Here is a 23213-nt window from a genome sequence, read left to right as displayed (position 1 = left end):
TACAGGATTAGCGTAGATGTCCGGGAGATGCGCGGCGGCAAAGTACACCGGTACGTGTGGCACAAAGCCGCGTACTCAGAACAACCGTTCGACCGACTCGACGACGCGTTCGGGGAGATTCGGCCGGTCAACGCAGGACGCAGAACTCGTTGCCCTCGGGGTCGGCCATCCGCACCCAGCCGTCGTACTCCTCCACGGCCACCGCGCCGAGGTCCACCAGACGGGTGACCTCGGCGGCCGGGTCGTCGGCGCTCAAGTCCAGGTGGACGCGGTTCTTGGCCACCTTGCCCTCGGGCACCAGGACGAAGAAGTAGCGCGGCAGGCCGGGACCGGCCTCCACCAGCACCGCGGGGTCGTCCTCGGGATCGTCGACGCCGTTCTCCTTCAGGCGGCGCAGTTCCTCCTCGTCGTACGGCGCCACCCGGTACCCGTCCAGGACGGCGGCCCAGAAGCGGGCCAGCGACGCCGGGTGCCTGCTGTCGAAGACGATGTCGTGAACACGGGCCACGTCCCGGACCCTAACGCCGGACGCTCATCCGCGGTGAGATCGAAGACAGCACCGGACACGAGCACTGCCGCCCAGGGCACACGCGGCGGCGTACTCGGTGATGTACGCGGCGACGGGTGTCGGCTACGCGACCAGTGCCCTGGGCGAACTGAGGCCCCAGGGCCAGGCAGGGCAGCCGGGTTAGATCATCGACTCGTCGAAGTCCTCGGCGCACAACAGCGTCAGCTCCGCGGTGGCCATCGAGTCGCTGAGCGCGAGCCGGGAGGCCTGCCGGTCGGCCATCACCTCGAACACCTTGCGCGAGGTGCGCCCGTTGCCGAACGTGCCGTCCTTGGGGATCCGCTCGAAGTAGTCGGTCAGCACGTCGACGGCCGCGTCGTCGAGCCGGTAGTCGTGCTTGCGGCGGTGCAGGCGGACGATCGTCACCAGCTCTTCGGGCGAGTAGTTCTCGAACTCGATGGTGCGGCTGAACCGCGACTCCATACCGGGGTTGGCCTGCAGGAAGCTGCGCATCTCGGCGGAGTAGCCCGCCGCGATCACCACCACGTCCTCCCGGTGGTCCTCCATCAGCTTCATCAGCGTGTCGATCGCCTCGCGGCCGAAGTCGGGGCCGCTGCCGCCCTGCCCGGCGCTCAACGTGTAGGCCTCGTCGATGAACAGCACGCCGCCCATCGCGGTGGTGAACGCCTCGGTGGTCTTGATCGCGGTGCCGCCGATGATCTGCGCGACGAGGTCGGCCCGCGCCACCTCGACGAGGTGGCCGGAACGCAGCACGCCGAGGTCGGCCAGGATCGCGCCGTACAGCCGGGCGACCGTGGTCTTGCCGGTGCCGGGAGCGCCCGCGAACACCAGGTGCCGGGCCATCGGCGGGGCCGACAACCCCGCCTCCTGCCTGCGCTTGGCCATCAGGTTCAGGTTGACCAGCGAGTTGACCTCGCGCTTGACGCCCTCCAGCCCGACGAGCGAGTTCAGCTCGCTCAACGGGTCGCCCGCCGGATGCGCGGCCGGCGCGGGTGTGGCCTCGGCGACGGCGGCCACCGACTGGGCGGACCCGTAGGCGTCCTGCACACCGTTGCCGGAGCTGCGCAGGTCGGTCACGGTCAGGCCGGGGCTCGACCGGGTCTGGCGCAGGCCCGAGCCGCGGTTGTCCCGCACCAGGCACGCGGTGAGCCGGATCTGGTCCTCGCTGTCCACACCGATGCCGTTGCCCGCGTTGGCCACGAACTCCGACTCCTCGACCGCGCCGGACGAGCCGGGTCCGAAGTGGACGCCGCCCGCCTTGCCGTCCCGCACGCGGCAGCGGGTCACCACGGCCTCGGCGCCGGTGTCGAGGTGCACGCCGTGCGCGCCCGAGTCGGCGATCTCGCAGTCGGTGAGCGTCACCGACGCCCGGTCGACGAGCACGCTGCTCTCCGCCGCGCCGCGCACGCTCAGCCCCGTCAGCGAGGTCCGAGCACCCCCGGTGACGACGACGCCGCTCTTGCCGCAGCGCTCGACCTCGACGTTCTCGAACCGGCCGCGCGAGCCGTCGGTCACCTCGATCGCGGCGCCGTCGCAGCCGACGACCCGAAGCCGCCGGAAGAACGGGTCGGCGGAGCCCTCCACCCTCACCCCCGCCGACGTGCAGGACGACACCGTCGCCCCGGTGAACTCGGTGGTGGCGCGTTCGGACACGCCGATCCCGGCGCCGGCGACGTCGGCGGCCGTGCACGTGTCCGCGCTGCCGCCCGCGCCGTCGGTGAACAGGAACCCGAACTCGCGTGCGCGGTCGACCCGCACGCGGCGCAACACCGGCGCGCACGCCTCGGCGGTCAGCACGCCTTGCGCGCCCGCCCCGGTCACGGAGCTGTCCTCCAGCAGGACGCTGCCCGATGTGGCGAGGTAGAAGCCGATGCCCGCGGCGTCGGTGACGGCCAGGCGGGTGGCCACCGCGCCCGCGTGCTGTTCGATCGCGACGGCGGGCTTGGCGGTCGCGGTGACGGTGGTGTCGGTGACCGTGATGCGACCGTGGCCGTTGAGGCAGATGCCGTTGCCGCCCGCGTCGCGCACGCGGCTGGAGCGCATGACCAGCTCGCCGTGCTCGGCGACCACGACACCCGATGTGCCCAGGTCGTGCACCTGGCAGGAGTCCAGCAGGTTGCCGGACGAGGTGACCACGACCCCGGCGCCGGACGGGTTGTCGACCTCGCAGCCGCGCGTCAGCACCGAGCCGCGTTCGGTGGCGTAGACGGCGGTCCACCCGGCCGCGGAGATCCGGCACTCGGTGAGGCCGAGCTGCCCCGAGGTGACGATGACGGCGGGGCTCTCGTCGTCCCGCGACTGCACCGTCAGCCCGGAGAGCGCCGCCGAGTCGGCGGCGAGCACCACCGCCGGACCGGACACCGTGACCACCGGGGTCGCCGTCACCGCGACCGGCGGATTCACCGGGCGGGGCGGCGGCGCGGGTGTTTCGAACACAGGTGCTTCGAACGCGGGTGCTTCGAACACCGCACCCGCAGCGCCAACATCCGCACCCAGCCGTTCCACCACGGCAGGCGACGCCATGCCCAGCACCCGGACACGTGCCGTCCGCAGCCGCCCCGGCGTGAGCACCTTCAGCAGACCCCGCACGGCAGCCAGCTCGCCCTCAGTGACTTCTTCACCCGGCCTGCCGACCGCCAGCGTCCAGCCGAGCGGGTCGAACGGCGTGACGACGGCGGCACCGGCTGCGGACCGCACGTGCAGACCACCCGGCACGACCTCAGCGATCACGCCGCGATCGTGCACCGACTGGTACGACCGGGCGGTGTTCTGCACCCAGTCCGGTGGCGGAGGCGCGATGTCGATCACCTCGGCCGGCTCACCACCCGGCCCCTGCCTCAGCAGTGTGGCGAACGGCGCGAACATCTCGGCACCATTCGCGTCCAGCACGACCGTGCGCAGCACGCCCTCAGCGGTCATGACGTGCAGGCCGGGTGCCACCACGACGTCGCGCCCCATCAGCCGCGCGAACTCGCGCGTCCAGTCCCGCGAGACGGTTCCCCCGAGCAGGACCAGCAGCTCGGCCTGCATGCGGGACGGCAGCTGACGGATGATCTCGGCCACGGCGGCGACCGGCAGGTCCGCGCCCATGACCAGCTTGGGGATCCGCGGGCTCATCGGCACGGCGAGAAACAGGTCGTGCGGCGCCGCGTCCGCCGCCCGAACCGCGAGCCCGGCGGGGATGTGCTCGGTGACCACCCCGGCCGCCTCCAGCGGACCGTTGGGCACGTCGTGTTCCCAGAACGACGCCGGGAACCGGCGGCAGACGATCTCCCCGGCCACACCCGGCGCGAAACGCCGCCACCCGCGTGCCGTGAACAGCCCGGCGGTCAGCTCCCCCAGCGGCGCGCGGAGCTCGATGCCGAACTGCGCGGCGAGGCCGGGCAGCCGCTCCACGGCGGTCACGCCGAGGCCGGACGCGGCCACCCAGACCACCACCGCGCCGGACCGGGCGCGGATCGCACCCAGGCAGGCCGGCACCACGTCGAGCAGCGCGAGGTGGTGCTGTGCGGCGTTCGACACGAGGACCAGGACGTTCCCCCTCGGTGCCGTGCCCAGCACACCGGCGTCCACCGCAGCCTCGCTCCGACGCCGGATGACGGCGTGCGGGCCGTACCAGTCGACGACGAGGTCGTCACCCCCGGGAACAGGTGGTTGTGGCGTGCCGACCGCTGGTGCTGCCACTGTGCACACTCCTGTTCAGCGACTGCGTGGTCCTACTCCGGCGCACCATCGGTATCAGTCCGAACGGTCGCCACGGGGCACACGCGGTGCCTGCCGGGCTCAACCCGGGGATATCCCTCACTCGGCCGAGGGGGCGACGGACGCCGAACCGACCCGCTCCCGACGACGCGGGTCCGTTCGGTCCTTTCGGGCCGGTGATCCTCGGGTACGACGCGGTGGCGCTCAACCCCCAGCCGATTCCGCCTGGCGCGCTGCCCTGGCGATCGCGTCCCGACCCAGTTCGTAGCCCCGGGCGGACTCCGCGGCCTGGGCCAGGTCGTGCCGGTCGAGCGCGTAACGGATCGTGCCCGACGCCGCCACCGCACCCCGCCCTGGTGGCCCAAGCAGACGACCGACCTCACCGCGACGGACGTCCTGGTGGCCCGGCGCGCAGTTCGACCGCGCGCTCCGCACGACGCCGGACGGCCCGCTCTCCGCCGTGCTCGACTCGGCCGCGAACTCGCTGTTCGACGCGGGCTTCCAGATGCTCGAACAAGCGTGAAGCCCGAAGACGCCCTGGACCGACCTGGCCCGCGGTAAGATCACCGGAGGCTTCGGCTGCGTTGATCACAGGCAACACGATCGGGTGATCTTGGACCCGACACCTATGAAAAACGGTGTTATCGGCCGGTTCAAACGTCGGTTGAAACAACGAGGCCCGCGACCAACCACCGTCGAGGTCGCGGGTCCCCCGGCACGAGCCCGGTATGAGCGACATGAGCGGTATGAGCCCGGCGGCATGAGCCCGGTATGAGCGGCGTCAGGCGTTCCCGCGGTCCTCGGTCGGCTCGACGTAGCGGGCGTTGCGGTCGACGGCCCGGTAGATGTCGCCCGCGATCGGGTTGCGCAGCTCCTCCGCCAGGTGGCCGAGCAGCCCGGCGGCACGGGCGAGCAGGGCGAACCCGCGCAGCAGCTCCACGGGCAGCCCGAGGTCGGCCAGCGCGGCGCCGCACACGCCCGCGCCGTTGAGCGGCAGGGCACGCCCGAGCACCTCGGGCGCGACCCGGCCGACGGCTTCGAACAGGGCGAGGTGGGGCCCGTGGAGCCCTGTCTCCTTGGCGATGCCGATGATGACCGGCGTTCGCGGGTCCTGTTGCTTGTGGACGGGGTGGCCGAGGCCGGGGACGAGTTTGCCGTCCGCGCGGCGCTGCCGGATGGCCGCTGCGGCGAGGTCGTCCCACTGCCGTTCGGTGGTGGGCTGCGGGCCGCTGTGTGCGGCGAGCGTCTCGGCGAGGAACCGGCCGGTGTCCTCGGTGACGCCGAGGAATCGCGATCCGCCGCCGAGCAGGCCCGCGGCGATGGCGCCCTGGAGGGATTCGGGCGCGGAGAGCAGGGTCATGCGGGCGGCGATGGCGGTCGGGGTGAAGCCGTGGTCGGCTAGGGCGACGAGGACGGATTCGAACAGCCGCACCTCGCCCGCGTTCGGGCGGCGCAGGGTGACCAGCCAGAACGCCAGTTCGCCGAAGCCGACCCGGCCGAGCAGGTCGCCCGCGAGGTCCTGGCCGAGGAGCCTGATCGTGGTCTCGTCGGACGTGCCGAGGGACGTCGGGTAGATGTCGGGTTCGGTGGCCACGGTCGTGGGTCTCCTCAATACCTGTCGCCTGTCACCTGTCACCTGCGAGCCAGGCGCGGATCTCCGCGCCGTGCGCGTCCAGTCCGGGGGGCGGCAGCTCGTGCCGCACCGGCGTGGCGCTGAACGTGATCGGGTTGCGGATGGTGGGCACCGCGGCGTCGCCCTCGCCGACCGTGACGACGGGGTCCAGGCCGAGTTCGGTGGCCAGCGCTACACCGCCGTCGACGTGGTTGATCGGACCGCACGGGATTCCCGCCGCGGACAGCTGGCGGAACCACTCGTCGGCCGGCTTCCGGCTGAGCTTGTCCACCAGCAACGGCCGCAGTTGTTCGCGGTTGCGCGTGCGGTCTTCGTTGTGCGCGAACCGCTCGTCGTCGAGCAGCTCTTCCAGGCCGAGTTCGACGCAGAGCTTGCGGAACTGACCGTCGTTGCCCGCGATGACGATCAGCTCCTTGTCAGCCGTCGGCAGCGGCTCGTAGGGGAACAGGCTGGGGTGGGCGTTGCCCATCCTGGTGGGCACCACTCCCCCGGCCACGAACGCGGACGTGTGGTTGACGAGTCCGGACAGCGCCGACGACAGCAGGTTCACCTCGACGTGCTGGCCCACACCGGTGCCGGCCCGGTCGTGGAGTGCGGCGAGGATGCCGATGGTGGCGTGCATCCCGGTCATCACGTCGAACACGGAGATGCCCGCGCGGTAGGCGGACCCGTCCGGGTCACCGGTGAGGCTCATCAGCCCGGAGGCCGCCTGCACCAGCAGGTCGTAACCGGGTAGGGACGCGCCGCCCGCGGTGCCGAAACCGGTGATGGACGCGTAGACCACGCCGGGATTGCGGCTGTGGACGGAGTCGTAGTCGAGTCCGAACCGGCGCAGCCCGCCCGGTTTGAAGTTCTCGATCACGATGTCGGCGCGGTCGGCGAGTTCGCGCGCGGCGTCGAGGTCGGCGGGGTCGGCGAAGTCGAGAGCGATCGACCGCTTGTTGCGGTTGATCCCGAGGTAGTAGGTGGACACCCCGTCGCGCACCGGCGGCATCCAGGTCCGGGTGTCGTCCCCACCCGGCGACTCGACCTTGATCACCTCGGCGCCCATGTCGGCCAGCAGCATGGTCGCGTACGGGCCCGCGAGGATGCGGGAGAAGTCGGCGACGAGCAGACCGGCGAGCGGGCCCCCGACCGTGCTCGCGGCGGTGCCGCTGGTAGCCATCGAGTTCCTACCCTCCACAGTTTGACCGCGATACGGACATATGTCCGTTGAAGTCTGAACAGGAGGGTGCCCCCTGTCAACCGGTGCGCTGTTCGAGGTCGCGACCGTTCAGTCGCGGGCGAGCGCCGTCTCCATCGGACGCGCGTGCCACGCGCTCCAGTCAGCGCTGATGGCACTGGCGGCCCGCAGCAGCAGGGGGAGGTGCGCGTCGAGGAGGGTGTCCATCGAGGTCTCGGCGGCGTGCGCGTTCACGTTCACCGCCGCCACCACGCACCCGTCACCGTCCCGGACGGGCGCCGCGATCGAGCGGATGCCCGGTGCGAGCTGCTCGTCCGTGGCCGCCCAGCCCTTGGCCCGCACGTCGCGCAGCGTCGCGTCGATCTCCTCGCGGTCCGGCGTCCAGCGCGGCGTGATCCCGGACCGGCTGGGCTCGGCCAGCACCTCGTCCAACTCGGCCGGTGACAGGGCGGCCAGCAGCACCTTGCCCAGCGACGTCTGCAGCGCCGGGAACCGGGTGCCGATGGTGACGCCGAGGGTGACCAGTTTGGGCACCGCGACCCTGGCCACGTAGACGATGTCGGAGCCGTCGAGCTGGGCCAGCGAGCAGGACTCGTTGGTCTGGTCGACCAGCCACTTGAGGTGCGGCCGGCACAGGTCCCACAGGTTCGTCGCGCCGATGTAGGCCATCCCGAGTTCGAGCACCCGCGGCGTCAGCATGAACGTCGAGTCGACGGCCCGGACGTAGCCCAGCTGTTCCAGCGTGATGAGGATGCGCCGGACCGTGGGCCGGGCGAGGTCGGTCGCCGCCGCGATCTCGGACAGGGTCATGGCGGGGCGTCCGGCTTCGAAGCACCGCAGCACGTCGAGGCCGCGCGCCAGCGCTTCGATGAACTCGGGGTTGTTGTCTCGCCGCACCGCCACAGGCTAGTCGGTCGGACGGGAGTCCGCACAGTGTCCACCCTGGACGCTCTCCGGTCCGCAAATTCCGGAAGTGCGACCCATCAGGATTGACAATGACACCGGCCACGAGCACGCTGTCCGTTCAGCGGACAGATGTCCGAACCAGGGAGTCGGCATGGCCCTCGGCTTGCTGCTGCTGCTGCGATCGCTGCTGGCGGCGCTGCTCTTCGGGCACGCCGCGCAGAAACTGTTCGGCTGGTTCGGCGGTGCCGCACCCACCCGCTTCGCGAGGGAGACACCCCCATGACCGCTCAGGCGCACCGGCCACGGCCCGACGAGTTCTCCGTCGGGCGGCCAGTCGTCTTCCGCAACGCCACCGTGCTCACCATGGACCGGGCCGGAGTGATCGAAGGCGGCGACGTGCTGGTCGTCGACCAGGAGATCGCCGAGGTGGGGACGTCGATCGCCGCACCCGGGTCGGCCGTGGAGATCGACGCCACGGGCGGCATCCTCATGCCCGGCATGATCGACACCCACCGGCACATGTGGCAGACCGCGCTGCGCGGCTTCGGCGCCGACTGGACGTTGTCCCAGTACTTCGTCTTCTACTACCTGAACTGGGGCAAGATCTTCCGGCCCGAGGACGTCCACGCGGGCAACGTGCTGTCGGCCATCGAGTCGCTGGACGCCGGGGTCACCACCACGGTCGACTGGTCGCACGGGCTGCGCACGACGCAGCACGGCGACGCCGCCGTGGACGCCCTCCGGTCCGTGCCCGGCCGGTTCGTCCTGGCCTACGGCAACCTGTTCGCATCGCCGTGGGAGTGGACCAACAGCCCCGAGTTCCGCGATTTCGTCGAGCGGCGCTTCGGCACGACCGACGACATGCTCGGCCTCCAGCTGGCCTTCGACGTCACCGGCGACCCCGCCTTCCCGGAGAAGACCGCCTTCGGAGCCGCCCGCGAGCTCGGTCTCCGGGTCACCACCCACGCCGGCGTGTGGGGCGCGACCACCGACAACAGCATCCGGTTGATGTGGGAACACGGGTTCATGGACCCGTCGGTCACCTACGTCCACGCGAGCACCCTCAGCGAGGACTCCTACCAGCGCATCGCGGCCACCGGCGGCCACGTCTCCGTTTCATCGGAAAGCGAGCAGAACGCGGGCCAGGGCTACCCGCCGACCGGGCGGCTGCGGCGGCACGACATCCCCGTCTCGCTGTCCATGGACACCAGCGTCTGGTTCAGCGGCGACCTCTTCTCCGCCATGCGCTCGGTGATCTCCGCCGACCGCGCCCGCGAGCACCTCGACGCCCACCGCTTCGACGAAACCGTCGTGCACAACCACCTGCGCGCCGAGGACGTCGTCCACTGGGCCACCATCGGAGGTGCACGCGCACTCGGGCTCGACTCGACCCTCGGCAGCATCACCGCCGGCAAGAAGGCCGACCTCGTGCTCATCAAGAACGACGAGTCGCCGGCCATGTTCCCGATCCTCAACCCGTACGGCCACGTCGTCTTCCAGGCACAGCGCGGCGACGTGCACACCGTGCTGGTCAACGGACGGGTCGTGAAGTACGACCACCGCCTGCTGGGTGTAGACCTCAAGGCAGCGCGCGACGGCGTGACCGCGACCGTGGAACACGCCCGCTCGACCATGGGCGAGGACGCCTGGGCGGCGAGCCTCTCGCCGGAGCACCCTGAGACGAAGACCATCCACAACCCGTACACCTACACCGAGTTCCAAGGGGACGGCGTGACCGTCCGGCACGAGGGCTGACCCGGCCGCCGACCGCCGGCCACCGCACCGAAGCGAGACGATCACCATGGCATTCGTCAACGACGACAACATCACCGACCTCGCGGTCGACCGGTGGGCCACCGCCCGTCCACCACGCCTCGCCGAGCTCATGACCGCCCTCGTGCGCCACCTCCACGCGTTCGCCCGCGAGGTCCGGCTCACCGAGGAGGAGTGGCTGGCCGCGATGGAGTGGCTCGCCGCGACCGGCCGGATCAGCGACGAGAAGCGGCAGGAGTTCATCCTCGCCTCCGACGTGCTGGGGCTCAGCACGCTGCTCGTCCAGCTCAACAACCGCTTCGCCGCGAACGCCACGCCCGCCACCGTGCTGGGCCCGTTCCACATCGACGGCTCCCCGCCCGCGGAGTACGGCCACGACATGTCGGACGGCATCGCGGGAACGCCGCTGTTCATCACCGGCAAGGTCGTCGACACGTCCGGCAACCCGCTGCCGGACGTGATCCTCGACGTGTGGCAGGCCGACGCCGACGGCGCCTACGAAGCGCAACTGGCCGAAGTCGACGAAGCACGGCTGCGCGCGAAGTACCGGACCCGCGCGGACGGGACGTACTGCCTGCGCACCATCGCCCCGCTGGGCTACTCGATCCCCCTGGACGGCCCGGTCGGGCAGTTGATCGGCCAGACCGGGATCAGCCCGTTCCGGCCCGCCCACATCCACTTCCTGATCGACCACCCCGGACACGCCAGGCTCATCACGCACCTGTTCCAGGAAGGCGGCGACTACCTCGACACCGACGTGGTGTTCGGCACGAAAGACGCCCTCATCACGCGGTTCGAACTCCGCGACCCCGGGCCGGGGCCGGACGGCACCGACCTGGAAACGCCTCACTTCCACGCGGAGTACGACTTCGTGCTGCAGCCTCACGGCTAGGTTCGCGCCACCCGACCGGACACCGTGCCGATGCTGCTGCGAGCGTCGGCACGGTGTCCGGTCGCGCTCACGCCTGCGACGGCTCCTCGTCCGACTCGTCGTTCTTGACGTACGTCGGGTGCAGGTGCACCGGTTCCTTGACCCGCTTGGCGCGCACGCGCAGGTTGAGGAACTCCACGAAGATCGAGAACGCGATCGGCCCGTAGACGTACCCCTTCGGGATGTGGTGGTCGAAACCTTCCGCGACCAGGCTGCCGCCGATGAGCAGCAGGAACGACAGGGCGAGCATCTTCACCGTCGGGTGCCGGTTGACGAACTCGCTGATCGGGCCCGCCGACAGCAGCATGATCACCATCGCCACGAGCACGGCGGCGACCATGACGCCCAGCTCGTCCACCATGCCCACGGCCGTGATCACCGAGTCGAGCGAGAACACGACGTCGAGCACGAGGATCTGGGCGACCACCGACGCGAACGACGCCACCTTCCGGTCGGTGCGGTGCTCGGCGCCCTCGAGCTGCTCGTGGATCTCGTACGTCGCCTTGCCGAGCAGGAAGAGACCGCCGAGCAACAGGATCAGGTCCCGCCCGGAGATCTCCTCCCCGAACGCGGTGAACAGCGGCGCGGTCAACCCGATCACCCAGGAGAGTGACGCGAGCAGCAGCAGCCGGGTGACCAGCGCCAGCGCCAGGCCGATCACCCGTGCGCGCTTCTGCTCGTGCTCGGGCAACCGGCCGGCGAGGATCGAGATGAAGATGACGTTGTCGATCCCCAGCACGATCTCCAGCAGCAACAACGTGCCGAACGCGATCCACAACTCGGGGCTGAGCATCCACTCCATGCGTCCGATCTACCCCACGGCTAGACCGAACGCACTACAGCGCGTCTCATTTCGCTGAATCGTCAGGGGTGCGAGGTACTGATCCCGGCGTCATCGAGTCAGGGCGAACCGCTCGGCGAACGCCGACATCTCGTCGCGTTGCCGGTCGCGTTCGGTGGTGGTGGGGCTCACGACGACGCGTGTCACGCCCTGCGCGGCGAGTGCCTCGACATGGTCGGTGGACATGTCGAGGGATCCCCATCGGGTGTACTCCAGCGTTTCCGCGCTGCGGCCGGCCTCGATCGCGGTCGCGTGGGCGAGTTCGATCTGGATGCGGCGTTCGTCCGGAGTGAGCACACCGCCGGGGAAGTAGCCGTCGCCCCGCAGCCCGGCACGGCGCGCGGCCGCCCGGCTCGACCCACCGACGTGAATCGGCAGGTGTGCGATCCCCGAGGGCTTCGGGAAGCTGCACAGGCCGTCGAACTTGAAGAACTCGCCGTCGAAGCTGACGCCTTCTTCGCCACCGGCCCAGAGCAGCCGCATCACGTCGATCGCCTCGTCCGCTCGACGGCCGCGCGTGCTGAAGTCGACCCCTACCGCCTGAGCCTCACCGGGCAGAGCGCCGACTCCGACCGTCAGCAACCGCATGCGCCCCTTGGACAGCACGTCGATGGTCGCCAGGCGCTTCGCCAGCACCACCGGGTGGTGGTAGGGCAGGAGCAACACAGCGGTTCCGAGCAGGATGCGTTGCGTGGCGGCGGCGACGAAGGTCAGGCAGTCGAGCGGATCGCCGTACGGCAGCGATGGCGGCAACTCCATGGACCCGATCTTCGCGCCCGGGTACAGCGCGATGTGCTCCGGCAGGTACAACGCCTCGAAACCACAGTCCTCGGCGTCCTGCGCGTAGGCCGTGATCCTGTCGGGGTCGACGCCGAAGTGGGGCGTGCTGTAGCTGACCGCGAACTTCACTGTGATGTGCTCCCAACGACTAGGCCACCGTCGCGGTCACACTAGGTCTTGACGTCGACGTCAAGGCAAACGACTTCCGTCAGGCCTGCCGCGACGTGCCCCCGAGCCGGATCCTCGGCGCGAGGTGGTCGGACAGGAAGCCGTTGCCGCCGTCCAGGTGTGCGGGTTCGGTGAGTACCAGGTCGGCGCTCGTCACCGGGTGGCCGGACACGAGCAGGTAGTCGATGCGGTGGGCCGGACGTCCGGCGGGCAGGTATTCGGCTCGGCAGGTCGGGTGGTCGGTGGGCGCGAACGGGTCGTGCCAGGCGCCGTGGTCGACGATGAGCGGGTAGAGCGGGCTGGTGCTGGCGACGTTGAAATCGCCGCCGAGGATCGACGTCGGCGCGGCGTGGGCGCCGGCGGTGCGCAGCGCGCGGTGGACGATTCGCAGTTGTTGGTGGTGTAGCTGGTGGTGGCGATTGGCCGACGACCAGTCGCCGTCGCGATTGGCGGTGAGTTGGGTGTTGCCCAGCAGGAGTGTGCCGTCGGCCGTCCGCACCGCGAGGACGCCCTGCAGCAGGCAACTCAGCGCGGACGTCCCACGGAAGAGCGGGTTCCCGCTGCGGGGACGTGCCGTGGTGAAGGCGGTGAACGTGGGCGCGCACAGCGGGCGGCGGGCGAACACGGCCAGTCCACCGGCGGGTTGACCTGCCGGCCCCGACCGCCAGGCGGCGTGGGGCAGCGACGGCAGACGGGCGCCGATGAACCGCAGCAGCGAACGGGACCACACCTCCTGCAGCAACACCACGTCCACGTCCAGGTCAGTCAGGCGGCGGCAGAACTCGACCGCCCGCTCCCGGGCCGGGGCACCGCGGGAGCGCACACCGACGAAGACGTTGAACGACACCACATCCAGCGTCGCCATCGATCCTCCGGCCGGCGCTCGGTCAGTGACAGCGCGAGATGATGGAATCATGGATGTTGCAGCGCGGTTGGTCGAGTCGTTCCGGTCCACTGCCGGGACCGACGACGTCGCAGGCTCGGTCGAGGAAGCAGGTGCCGACGAGCGCACGGTCGCGCTGCCGACCCGGCTCGCCGACGATCCGCAGCTGCGATCCACGGCGCTCCGCACGTTGCGGCCATGGACGTAGATATCGCGTAATTTTTGGGCATGGCCTACCGGTTCGATCTCACGCTGGACACCGCGGATGCGCCAAGGCTCGCGGAGTTCTGGAAGCTGGCACTGGGCTACGTCGACGAGCCCCCACCACCCCCGTACGCGACCAGGGAGGAGTGGCTGGCGCAGTTCGACCTCCCTGAGGACGACGGGAACGGGGCCTGGCTGTGCGATCCGGACGGGGTGGGCCCGCGGCTGTCCCTGATCGACGTGCCGGAGCCCAAGGTGGTCAAGAACCGGATGCACATCGACATCCGGGTATCCGGCCAGGGCGGTCCGGAGCAGCGTTGGGCCCGGATCGCCGACCACGTCGACCGGCTGACCTCGGCCGGTGCGACCGTGGTGTGGGTGGACGACGGCCACCACGTGACGATGGCCGATCCCGAGGGCAACGAGTTCGACGTCTGCTGAAGCTTCACCCCGAAAACGGCTCCAACACCGGCTGCCTTCCGCGTCGCAGTGATGGATAGTTATGCATCGCAGACCACTCGACTGCGCGCAAGTTCGAACACCGGACATGTTGACTATGCAGGGTAGGGTATGTCCATCCATCGTCCGGGGTGGCCGCACACGAGGAGATCCGAGGTGTCGATGACGGAGACGGCGGTACCGCGGGGCTTTCGCGGGATCACGAAGAACATGGGGCTGAAGGACGTCGAGGACGACTTCGCCGCCGTGGTCTCGGAGGTGCCGGCACGGTCGGCCGCGGTGTTCACCAAGTCGCGGTTCGCCGGTCCCAGCGTGGTGCTGAGCCGCGAGTCCGCGGCGTCGGGCCACTGCCGGGGCATGGTGGTGCTGTCGCGCAACGCCAACGTCGCCACCGGGCGCGCGGGTGTCGAGCACGCCGTCGAGGTGCGCCGCCGCGTGGCCGAGATCGCCGGTGTGGCGCCGGAGGAGGTCGTCATCGGCTCGACCGGCGTGATCGGCCGCCCGTACCCGATGGAGAGCATCCGGGCCAACCTCGACGTGCTGACGTGGCCGTTCCCGGAGGCTGACTACGAACGGGCCGCCGCGGCGATCATGACCACCGACACCCGCCCGAAGTCCTGCCACATCCGGGTCGGCGACGCCGTGCTCGTCGGCATCGCCAAGGGCGTCGGCATGATCGAGCCGAACATGGCCACCATGCTGGCGTTCTTCTTCACCGACGCCGACATCCCCGGCGACGAGCTGGACGCCGCGTTCCGCCGCGTGGTCGACCGCACGTTCAACGCGCTGAGCATCGACACCGACACCTCGACCAGCGACACGGCGGCGATCTTCGCCAACGGCCTGGCCGGTCCCGTCGACCCGGCCGCGTTCGAGCAGGCCCTCTACGACTGCGCGCTGCACCTGGTGCGGGACATCGCCTCGGACGGCGAGGGCGCGAGCAAGCTGATCGAGGTGCGCGTCACCGGCGCCCGCGACGACGCGCAGGCCAAGCTGGTCGGCAAGAGCGTGGTCAACTCCCCGCTGGTCAAGACCGCCGTGCACGGTTGCGACCCGAACTGGGGCCGCATCGCCATGGCGATCGGCAAGCTGGAGGACGAGACCGACATCGTCCCCGAGAACGTCCGCATCCTCTTCGACGACCTGCCGATGCACCCCGAGGAGCCGAGCGACGCCCTGCTGGAGCGTGCGGCCGAGTACCTCGGCGGCGACGAGGTCGTCATCAACATCGACCTGGGCATCGCCGACGGCGCGTTCACCGTGTACGGCTGTGACCTCACCGAGGGCTACGTCCGGATCAACGCCGACTACACGACCTGACACGGCCGGTTCACGACAACGCCGAGGCGCGCGTGACCTCCAACTCCAGGTGGATCACGGTCACGCGCGCCGAGAACAGCCGCTCCGGGTCGAGGTCACGAGCGGCACCGCCTCGGCCGGGCACAGCTGAGGAACGTGCCCCTGTCGGCGGGCGCCGCGTCCTCCCAGTCCACCCCGTGGTTCGGCCCCGCCACGAATCCGTCCAGTGACATCGTGAAGTGCCAGAGCACCTTGCCGCCCGCGGTCTGCGGCTCGATGTCGCTCACATATCGCCTCGTGTATCGCCTCCTGCGATCTGCTTGCGAATCGCAACCCGATAAAACCGGTAGAACCACGCTCGGCGCGCTTCTCACTCTTCCACGAATCCGGGTCGGACCACGCGCCGGCCGTCATGTCCCGTGCGGACTCCCCAGAGCAGCCCAATCGGGCATAAACGAGTGGACCGCCGCTGGGTCGGCATCCGACGATGGGGCGACGGAGGTGACCTGTCGATGCGCGGACTGCTGCTGCTGGATGTGGACGGGCCGTTGAACCCGTACGCGGCGAAGACGCACCGTCGCCCCGAGGGCTATCGCACGTTCAGGTACACCCGGCGCGGTACCTGGCACTCCGGCCGGGACGCCCGCCGCTACAAGGGTCTGCGGGTGTGGCTCAACCCCGACCACGGCGCCCAGCTCCGGGCACTGGCCGACGACACCGGTCTGGAGCTGGTGTGGGCCACGACGTGGATGCACCTGGCCAACACGCTCGTCGCGCCGTCCATCGGCCTGCCCGAGCTGCCCGTGATCGAGTTCCCGGAGACCGACTTCGACCGCGACACCGGGTGGCTGCCTGACGGAAGCTGGAAGTGGCGGGCCGTTGCCGCGTTCGCCGCCGGACGGCCGCTGGCGTGGCTGGACGACGAGCACGACGACGGACACCACGAGGCGCGCGCGTGGTTCGACCGGGACCGGGCGGACGTCCCGACCAACCTGTGCCACGTCGACCCACGTCACGGCCTGTGGCCGGAGCACCTGGACGGCATCCGGGCGTGGGCCGCCACGATCCCACGTTGAGCGGGGTGCGGCCGGGGGTCAGCGTCCCGGCACCGCTTCGACGGGGATCCGGTCGGACAGGTTTTCTTGGTCGTTGACCCATCTACCGGAGACCTCGCCATGTCCGGGCCAACGACACGCCAGCGGCTCACGCAGTCGCCCGGTTCGTCGTGCTCGGGCCATGTCCGGCGGTGGGGTGCACCGTCGCCCCACCGACTCACCCGTCCGCACCTGGACCCAATTACCCGACCAAGGTTGCGTGACGCAGCACTGGCCCGCCACCGCGTCGGCGCCCCGCCGAAAGGGCCGTGATCGGCGACCATGATGGCCTTGAACCGGCGCCGGTGTGGCTCGCGGATAAGGGAGTCGAGGAATACGGACGACAAAAGACAAAGGCAAGGAGGTTACCCACTCCTTGCCACTTTCAACATATAGCACAAGGGGGGCCTTGCGGCAAGACCCGGGTCGTGCCGCAGAATCTCCAGCCGAAGCCAGAACCTGCGGAAATGGGGTGTCGGTAAGAACGCTGTCACCACAGGCAAACGAGCCCAGGCCCAGGGGTCAGCGGTGCGAACGAGTAGCGAGAGGCCCGACGGGGCGGACGGGGAAGGTGAACGGATGGGCAGCTATGTGCTCGGTCTCCAGGAGATCGACCAGACGCAGGTCGCTGTCGTCGGCGGCAAGGGCGCGCACCTGGGAGAGCTTTCGCGGATCGAAGGCATCCGCGTGCCGGCCGGCTTTTGCGTGACGACGGACGCCTTCCGGCGAATCATCGAGGACGCGCCGTCGATTGGCGATCGGCTGGATCGGCTGTCGCGCCTGAACCCGGACGACCGGGAGGCGATTCGCACGCGTAGCGCGGAGATCCGACGGACCCTCGAAGGGATCGTCATCCCCGACGATGTGGCGGCGGCGATCACCGGCGCACTCGCCCGGCTCGGCGAGCGAGCCGCCTACGCCGTCCGGTCGAGCGCGACGGCGGAGGACTTGCCGGCGGCCTCCTTCGCGGGCCAGCAGGACACGTACCTGAACGTCGTGGGGCCGGCGGCGATCCTCCAGCACGTCAGCCGGTGCTGGGCCTCGCTGTTCACCGAGCGGGCCGTGACCTACCGGCTGCGGAACGGCTTCGACCACCGCAAGGTCCACATGGCCGTGGTCGTGCAGCAGATGGTCTTCCCGCACGCGGCCGGCGTCCTGTTCACGGCCGACCCCGTCACGTCCAACCGGAAGGTCGCCTCCGTGGAGGCCGGCTTCGGCCTCGGCGAGGCCCTGGTCTCCGGCCTGGTGAACGCGGACGCCTACAAGGTGCGAGACGGCGAGGTCGTCGCCAAGGCGGTCGCCACCAAGAAGCTTGCCATCCACGCCTCGCCGGGAGGAGGAACACAGGAACAGCCGATCGAGCCGGCACAGCAGGAGCAGCCGGCGCTGACGGACGCGCAGGTCGTGCGGCTCGCGCAGCTCGGCCGACGGATCGAAGCGCACTTCGGCCGCCCCCAGGACATCGAATGGTGCCTGGTCGATGACGGCTTCCAGGTCGTCCAGAGCCGGCCGATCACCACGCTGTTCCCCATCCCCGAGACCGACGACCGAGAGAACCACGTCTACGTCTCCGTCGGCCATCAGCAGATGATGACCGACCCCATGAAGCCCCTGGGGCTCTCCCTGTGGCAGCTGACGACCCCCCGACCCATGGCCGAGGCCGGTGGGAGGCTGTTCGTCGACGTCACCCGGCAGCTGGCCTCGCCCACGAACCGCGCCGGCCTCCTGGAGGTCGCGGGGAAGTCCGATCCGCTGATCGGGGACGCGCTGCAGACCATCGTCGAACGCGACGGCTTCATCCCGTCGCTCCCGGACGAGGGTCCCGGCGAGCCGGTCCCTGGTGTCGCGCCGGCCACGATCGAGACCGATCCGGCCCTCGTCACCGAGCTGATCGGGCGCGGCGAGGCTTCCGTTGCCGCCTTGAAACGCGACATCCGGACGAAGTCCGGATCGGAGCTGTTCGACTTCATCCTGGCGGACATCCAGGAGCTGAAACGGATCCTGTTCGATCCGCAAAGCCATCAGGTGATCATGGCGGCGATGCAAACGACGTGGTGGCTCAACGAGCAACTGCAGGAGTGGCTGGGCGAGAAGAACGCGGCCGACACGCTCACACAGTCCGTCCCCCACAACGTCACGTCGGAGATGGGGCTGGCGCTCCTCGACGTCGCGGACGTGATCCGCCCGCATCCGGAAGTCGTCGCCTTTCTGCACGATGTCGGGGACGAGGGCTTCCTGGACGAGCCGGCCGAGCTTGCGGGCGGGCAGGAAGCACGAGACGCCATCCGGGCCTACCTCGACAGGTACGGCATGCGCTGCGTCGGCGAGATCGACATCACGAGGCCGCGTTGGAGCGAACGGCCCACCACGCTCCTGCCCATGCTCCTCACCAACATCAAGAACTTCGAGCCGGGCGCCGGTGAGCGCCGCTTCGAGCAAGGGCGGCAGGAGGCGTGGAAGAAGGAACAGGAACTGCTGGAGCGCTTGCGGGCCCTGCCAGACGGGGAGCGGAAGGCCGAAGAAACCAAACGGATGATCGATCGCGTCCGGACGTTCATCGGGTACCGGGAGTACCCGAAGTACTTCATGGTCAGTCGCTACTTCGTGTACAAGCAGGCCTTGCTGGACGAGGCCGAGCGCCTCGTGCGGGCCGACGTGCTTGGTGAAAAGGAAGACATCTTCTTCCTGAGGTTCCAGGAACTCCACGACGTCGTGCGTACGAACCAGGTTGATGACGAGCTCATCCGTCGGCGCAAGGAGGCGTTCAGGTCATACCAAGCGCTCACGGCACCCCGGGTGCTCACGTCGGACGGCGAGGCCGTCGCCGGAGCGTACCGACGCGACGACCTGCCAACCGGTGCGCTGGTCGGCCTGCCGGTTTCCGCCGGGACCGTCGAAGGGCGAGCCCGAGTCATCCTGGACATGGCAGAGGCCGATCTCGAACCGGGCGACATCCTGGTCACGGCTCACACGGACCCCAGTTGGTCGCCCCTGTTCGTCGCGATCACGGGCCTGGTGACGGAGGTCGGGGGCCTGATGACCCATGGCGCGGTGATCGCACGGGAATACGGCCTGCCGGCCGTCGTCGGGGTAGAACGCGCCACGCACTTGATCCAGGACGGGCAGCGGATCCGTGTGAACGGAACCGACGGGTACATCGAGATCCTCCCCGCGACGTGACGAACTGAGCCTCGTCGCGCACCGGGCGATGAGATGCCCGTCGTCGCCGAACTGAGATCGGCCCTGGAACTTCGCGCACGTGCCCGAGGGCAAGACCGTCAAGAACAGGCTCCACCTCGACGTCAACCCAACCGACGGGGAGCAGGACGAAGAGGTCCGTCGCCTGCTCGACCTGGTGCCGGCGTCACCAACGTCATGGCCTCATACAAGCAGCTCTCGTCCATCCCGTCGAAAGGCCGACCCGGCGCCAGCACTGCCGACGCCGGGCCGGGCACTTCCGAATTCCGGTTGGTTGGCCGGATTTCTAGCCGAAGTTCACGTCGCTGCACCACATGTAGGTCTGGTCCAGGTGCGAAGCCTGCCAGATCGTGAACACGACGTGGTGTCCCCTGTAGGCGCCAGAGGTCTGGACGTTGAACGTGATGTCCTTGGCCGGAGCGTACCTGCCGGTCTGCATGATGAAGTCGAGGTTGCCCCAACCGAGGCTCTGGGTGGTCGGGTCGAACCCGTTCTTGCTGATGTAGACCCGGAAGTAGTCAGCACCGTGGCTGGCCTGGTCGTACAGGTGCATCGAGAAGCTGCTGCCGACGTTGGTGGTCTTCCACCGGCCCGGGGTGTTCAGGGAGTTGTTGCGTGAGAGGGCGTTGCTGCAGAGCTGCCCGTTGGGGGTCGCCCCCTGGAAGTTTCCGCCAAGTCCGTCCCGCAGCGCGCTCATCCAGTTCCACATGGTGTCGGCGTTGGCCTGGAAAGCCTGCCAGCACATGGGGTCTTGCTGCTGCATGGCGGGGTTCGTGTGTTGGCTGCCCCAGGTTTGCCAGCACTGGTAGGCACGGGTAGCGGGACCGACGATGGTGCCGTGCGCCGACGCCGTCGGGGTCCAGACGAACGTGCAGGCCAGCATGCTGATGATCAGTGCGATGACGCCCCGCCGTCTGGTGACGGACCCGGAGGTACTGCGCATACGCATGGATGAGCCTCCATTCTCCGATGATCGAGCAACAGTGATCGATATGGGAGCGCTCCCAGAAGCGTCATCAGCTTATACGTCACCCTCCGAAACTTCAACGCAACATTGAGTAATGCTTGCGGCCTATTCCGCACCTCAGAAAACGATCTCCCCACACCCCGACGCTGACCTGCCCTTACGCGGCGACGTCGGCGCACGACGGCAATCGCGTCCGGCATGACCGGCTTGGCCGGGAGCACAGCCGACGCCAGGTCCACCCCACGCCACGGTGGGGATGTTCGCTGCCAACGGTCGATCGGCGTCCGCTCAGCGCGCGATGGCCTTCGGACGCCGGGCGCGGCGGTCCGCGTCCGTGTCGGGATGGAACAGATCACCAGTGCGGTCGTCGGCCTGGCGATCGCGTGGCGCGGATTCGCCTCCGAACCGCGCGGCACGGCCGTGGTGAGGACGACCGCGGTCTGACGGATGCCTTGCGTTATCGTTCATGGAACGGTGATCGGAAAGGTGTGGCTGTTGGCGCAGAACGAGGTTCACGTAGCGGTCGTCAGCGATGATCACGTGCTCGACTCCAGGTCGCTCCTGACCGCTTTGCACGACGACGACCTGCGTGGCCTCACGCCGACGCTCCAGCGCGGGGACCTCGATCCCGAGAACCTGGGCATCGTCGACGAGGTCATCCGGATGACCGTCAACCCCGAGGTCGGGGCAGCGCTCGCGGGTGCGCTGACGACGTGGCTGACCACCCGCCGACGCGCGATCCGGTTGCGCGTCAAGCGCCGCGGCAAGGAACTGGAGCTCGAAGCCGGCAGCCCTCGGGACGCGGCCAGGATCATGGACCAGATCAAGGACTTCCTCGACGAGGAGTAGGCCGTGCGGTTAGGGGATCCGTCGGCTTCGCGCATCGCGCTGATCGGCACGGCGACCTACGCCAGATCGGGTGGACTGCCGGACGTGCCGGCGGTCGCCAACAACCTGCGTGCGCTGCGCGAGATCTTCACCGACCCCGAACTGGGTGCCATGCCGGGGGAACACGTGCCGACGCTGCTGGACGCGCAGGTTCCCGCCGAGGTGGACGAGTGGTTGGAGGGCATCGCCCGTAGCAGCGGCGACCTGCTGCTCGTCTACTACTCCGGCCACGGCCTCATCGGCGACGACGAGGAGCTGTACTTCACCGTCGGCGGCTCGGACATCGACCACATCCACCGGACGGGCGTGCCGTTCGCGTGGATCAAGCGGGCCATCCTCGACAGCCCGGCCCGCACCAGGGTGCTGATCCTGGACTGCTGTCACAGCGGCCAGGCGATGGTGCGCCTGGGCAGGCTGGGCGGCGGGGTGTCGGCGGTGCTGCACCAGGTCGACATCGAGGGCACCTACGTGCTGACCGCCTCCGGCCCCAGTCAGGCCGCCCGCGCGCTCGACGGCCAGGAGTTCACCGCGTTCACCGACGTGCTGGTCCAGCTCCTGCGGGGTGGCGTCAACGGTGGCCCGGAACTGCTCACCAGCAGCTACCTGTTCCCCCGCCTGTCGCAGGCGCTGGCGCGGGCGGGTCTGCCCAAACCGCACCAGCAGACCAAGGACATGGCAGGGCAACTGGCATTGGTGCGCAACGCCGCGTTCGTCCACGGCACGGCGCCCGACCTGCGGCTGCCCGGCACCCACGAGCCCGTGCGCACCGACACCATCGTGCCGCCCGCCGACTACGTGCCCGCCGCGGACAGCCTGCGCGAGCTGCGCGACCGCAGTCCCCAGTTCGTGCCTCGCCACTACGACCGTCTCGCCGCCGCGTACTCCGACGAAGGGTACGAGGCGGACGCGGAGACCGTGCTCATGGCGAAGGAGCGCAGGCGGTACGAGGCGCGCGCGGCACACCGACCCCTGGGCGCGATCGCTCTGCGGTTGTGGAGCTGGATCCAGCGCACCACCGTCGGCTACGGCTACCGCCCCACCCGCCTGCTCGTCTGGCTGATACTGCCGACGGTCGCCGGAACGACCTGGTTCGACTCCCACATCGCCAGCCCGATCAACGCCGACGACCCCCAGGCCTGGAACCCTTCCCTGATCACGGTCGACCTGCTGCTGCCGATCATCGACCTGGGCCAGGTCGGCGTGTGGCACTTCGAACCGGCCAGCATATGGATCGCAAGCGCCTTGAGCGTGTACGGCTGGATGATGACAGCGGCCGTCCTCGCCTGCCTCCCCCGCGTGCTCCGACGCCGCTGAGCCGGGCCGGGACCTCCACCACGACGCGCAGGACCTGCGCCAGTCGGGGCGCGGATCGTGGTGGCCAACTGAGTGGGCGGGTCGACCAAGAACATCGCTGATCGCTCCGGCGCACACGAAGCAGAGATCGCTCACCGACGAACAGCGACGGAGGCAGATGGGAATCACAGAGGCAACCGGACGATCGTTCGCTCCCCTTACCGCTGATCATCTCACCCGGCTTGCCGAGATTGCGCGTCGTGACCGTGAGGAGAGGTTCGCACGGCGACCGCGGTGGTCGGTGTACCGGGACCGAGTACTGCTCGTCGCGCTCTGTCAGGGTGCCGCGTTGCACTTCCTCGACGGACGCACCGGCGTGAAAGATCTAGATGTCTGGACTTTCTACGCCAGACACCCTGAGGGTGACTTCCCCGCACGGTGGCGGTGCACGGCGGACTTCGGCCGGTCCGAACTCGGGCGCC

The 23213-nt window shown here is 69.4% G+C and carries 21 protein-coding genes and 1 pseudogene; 11 read left to right on the top strand and 11 right to left on the bottom strand.

The window, feature by feature from the left end:
• Nucleotides 1–127: 127 nt before the first annotated feature.
• The 6 genes from FM051_RS19950 to FM051_RS19925 form a co-directional block, all read right to left on the bottom strand.
• Nucleotides 128–508: a VOC family protein gene (locus FM051_RS19950; protein ID WP_158845495.1), complete on the bottom strand. Its 381-nt coding sequence runs from the start codon at nucleotides 506–508 to the stop codon at nucleotides 128–130.
• Nucleotides 509–688: 180 nt separating this feature from the next.
• The gene (locus FM051_RS19945) at nucleotides 689–4213 is read right to left on the bottom strand and encodes a right-handed parallel beta-helix repeat-containing protein (RefSeq protein WP_238412506.1); all 3525 of its coding nucleotides are present in this window, start codon (nucleotides 4211–4213) and stop codon (nucleotides 689–691) included.
• A 222-nt stretch (nucleotides 4214–4435) separates the two neighbouring features.
• A complete protein-coding gene (locus tag FM051_RS19940; RefSeq protein ID WP_158845492.1) occupies nucleotides 4436–4798 on the bottom strand; it encodes a hypothetical protein in 363 nt (120 codons plus the stop codon).
• 214 nt (nucleotides 4799–5012) lie between these two features.
• Nucleotides 5013–5825 carry a citryl-CoA lyase gene (locus FM051_RS19935; protein WP_158845488.1) on the bottom strand — a complete coding sequence of 271 codons (813 nt, stop codon included), beginning with the start codon at nucleotides 5823–5825 and terminating at the stop codon, nucleotides 5013–5015.
• A 31-nt stretch (nucleotides 5826–5856) separates the two neighbouring features.
• Nucleotides 5857–7029, bottom strand: coding sequence for a CaiB/BaiF CoA transferase family protein (locus FM051_RS19930; protein ID WP_158845485.1), 1173 nt, complete (start codon nucleotides 7027–7029; stop codon nucleotides 5857–5859).
• Nucleotides 7030–7137: 108 nt separating this feature from the next.
• On the bottom strand, nucleotides 7138–7944 hold the full coding sequence (locus FM051_RS19925; RefSeq protein WP_158845482.1) for an IclR family transcriptional regulator domain-containing protein: 807 nt from the start codon (nucleotides 7942–7944) through the stop codon (nucleotides 7138–7140).
• Nucleotides 7945–8104: 160 nt separating this feature from the next.
• Between FM051_RS19925 and FM051_RS53200 the strand changes: the two genes are divergently transcribed.
• From FM051_RS53200 to FM051_RS19910, 3 genes are read left to right on the top strand one after another with little or no spacing between them, the layout of a single operon-like run.
• Entirely contained in the window at nucleotides 8105–8236 is a 132-nt protein-coding gene (locus tag FM051_RS53200) for a DoxX family membrane protein (protein WP_274383641.1), read from the top strand.
• Nucleotides 8233–9708, top strand: coding sequence for an amidohydrolase family protein (locus FM051_RS19915; RefSeq protein ID WP_158845480.1), 1476 nt, complete (start codon nucleotides 8233–8235; stop codon nucleotides 9706–9708). Before FM051_RS53200 ends, FM051_RS19915 begins: the two co-directional genes overlap by 4 nt.
• A 46-nt stretch (nucleotides 9709–9754) precedes the next feature.
• Nucleotides 9755–10618 carry a dioxygenase family protein gene (locus tag FM051_RS19910; RefSeq protein ID WP_158845477.1) on the top strand — a complete coding sequence of 288 codons (864 nt, stop codon included), beginning with the start codon at nucleotides 9755–9757 and terminating at the stop codon, nucleotides 10616–10618.
• 67 nt (nucleotides 10619–10685) lie between these two features.
• Here the strand turns inward: FM051_RS19910 and FM051_RS19905 are convergent, their stop codons facing one another.
• The 3 genes from FM051_RS19905 to FM051_RS19895 form a co-directional block, all read right to left on the bottom strand.
• The gene (locus FM051_RS19905) at nucleotides 10686–11459 is read right to left on the bottom strand and encodes a TerC family protein (RefSeq protein WP_158845474.1); all 774 of its coding nucleotides are present in this window, start codon (nucleotides 11457–11459) and stop codon (nucleotides 10686–10688) included.
• Between the two features lie 90 nt (nucleotides 11460–11549).
• Entirely contained in the window at nucleotides 11550–12407 is an 858-nt protein-coding gene (locus FM051_RS19900) for a TIGR03619 family F420-dependent LLM class oxidoreductase (protein ID WP_158845471.1), read from the bottom strand.
• 79 nt (nucleotides 12408–12486) lie between these two features.
• A complete protein-coding gene (locus FM051_RS19895; RefSeq protein ID WP_158845468.1) occupies nucleotides 12487–13311 on the bottom strand; it encodes an endonuclease/exonuclease/phosphatase family protein in 825 nt (274 codons plus the stop codon).
• Nucleotides 13312–13360: 49 nt separating this feature from the next.
• Between FM051_RS19895 and FM051_RS19890 the strand changes: the two genes are divergently transcribed.
• The 3 genes from FM051_RS19890 to argJ all read left to right on the top strand — a co-directional run bounded on the left by FM051_RS19890 (nucleotide 13361) and on the right by argJ (nucleotide 15312).
• Entirely contained in the window at nucleotides 13361–13537 is a 177-nt protein-coding gene (locus tag FM051_RS19890; RefSeq protein ID WP_158845465.1) for a hypothetical protein, read from the top strand.
• Between the two features lie 20 nt (nucleotides 13538–13557).
• Nucleotides 13558–13974: a VOC family protein gene (locus FM051_RS19885; RefSeq protein ID WP_158845462.1), complete on the top strand. Its 417-nt coding sequence runs from the start codon at nucleotides 13558–13560 to the stop codon at nucleotides 13972–13974.
• Nucleotides 13975–14154: 180 nt separating this feature from the next.
• The gene (gene argJ, locus FM051_RS19880; protein ID WP_158845459.1) at nucleotides 14155–15312 is read left to right on the top strand and encodes a bifunctional glutamate N-acetyltransferase/amino-acid acetyltransferase ArgJ; all 1158 of its coding nucleotides are present in this window, start codon (nucleotides 14155–14157) and stop codon (nucleotides 15310–15312) included.
• A gap of 95 nt (nucleotides 15313–15407) precedes the next feature.
• Here argJ and FM051_RS51845 read toward each other — a convergent pair whose 3' ends face one another.
• Nucleotides 15408–15578 (bottom strand): dihydrofolate reductase family protein, encoded by a 171-nt coding sequence (locus FM051_RS51845; RefSeq protein WP_238412505.1) that lies wholly within the window; start codon nucleotides 15576–15578, stop codon nucleotides 15408–15410.
• A 225-nt stretch (nucleotides 15579–15803) separates the two neighbouring features.
• Here FM051_RS51845 and FM051_RS19870 point away from each other — a divergent pair, with 225 nt between their 5' ends.
• The 3 genes and pseudogenes from FM051_RS19870 to FM051_RS51840 all read left to right on the top strand — a co-directional run.
• A complete protein-coding gene (locus tag FM051_RS19870; RefSeq protein WP_158845457.1) occupies nucleotides 15804–16367 on the top strand; it encodes an HAD domain-containing protein in 564 nt (187 codons plus the stop codon).
• Between the two features lie 597 nt (nucleotides 16368–16964).
• Nucleotides 16965–19565, top strand: coding sequence for a rifamycin-inactivating phosphotransferase (rph, locus tag FM051_RS19865; protein ID WP_158845454.1), 2601 nt, complete (start codon nucleotides 16965–16967; stop codon nucleotides 19563–19565).
• Nucleotides 19566–19635: 70 nt separating this feature from the next.
• Nucleotides 19636–19740 (top strand): annotated as a pseudogene (locus FM051_RS51840) (VOC family protein); the annotation flags it as partial.
• Nucleotides 19741–19869: 129 nt separating this feature from the next.
• Here the strand turns inward: FM051_RS51840 and FM051_RS19860 are convergent.
• Nucleotides 19870–20532 (bottom strand): lytic polysaccharide monooxygenase auxiliary activity family 9 protein, encoded by a 663-nt coding sequence (locus FM051_RS19860; protein WP_158845451.1) that lies wholly within the window; start codon nucleotides 20530–20532, stop codon nucleotides 19870–19872.
• Nucleotides 20533–21024: 492 nt separating this feature from the next.
• Between FM051_RS19860 and FM051_RS19855 the strand changes: the two genes are divergently transcribed.
• Both FM051_RS19855 and FM051_RS19850 read left to right on the top strand, forming a co-directional pair.
• Nucleotides 21025–21399 (top strand): effector-associated constant component EACC1, encoded by a 375-nt coding sequence (locus tag FM051_RS19855; RefSeq protein WP_158845447.1) that lies wholly within the window; start codon nucleotides 21025–21027, stop codon nucleotides 21397–21399.
• Nucleotides 21400–21402: 3 nt separating this feature from the next.
• Entirely contained in the window at nucleotides 21403–22752 is a 1350-nt protein-coding gene (locus FM051_RS19850) for a caspase family protein (RefSeq protein WP_158845444.1), read from the top strand.
• The last annotated feature ends 461 nt before the right edge of the window (nucleotides 22753–23213 follow it).

The organism is Saccharothrix deserti (genome assembly GCF_009769385.1).
GTDB lineage: Bacteria > Actinomycetota > Actinomycetes > Mycobacteriales > Pseudonocardiaceae > Actinosynnema > Actinosynnema deserti.
This window is presented reverse-complemented; position numbering and strand designations above follow the sequence as displayed.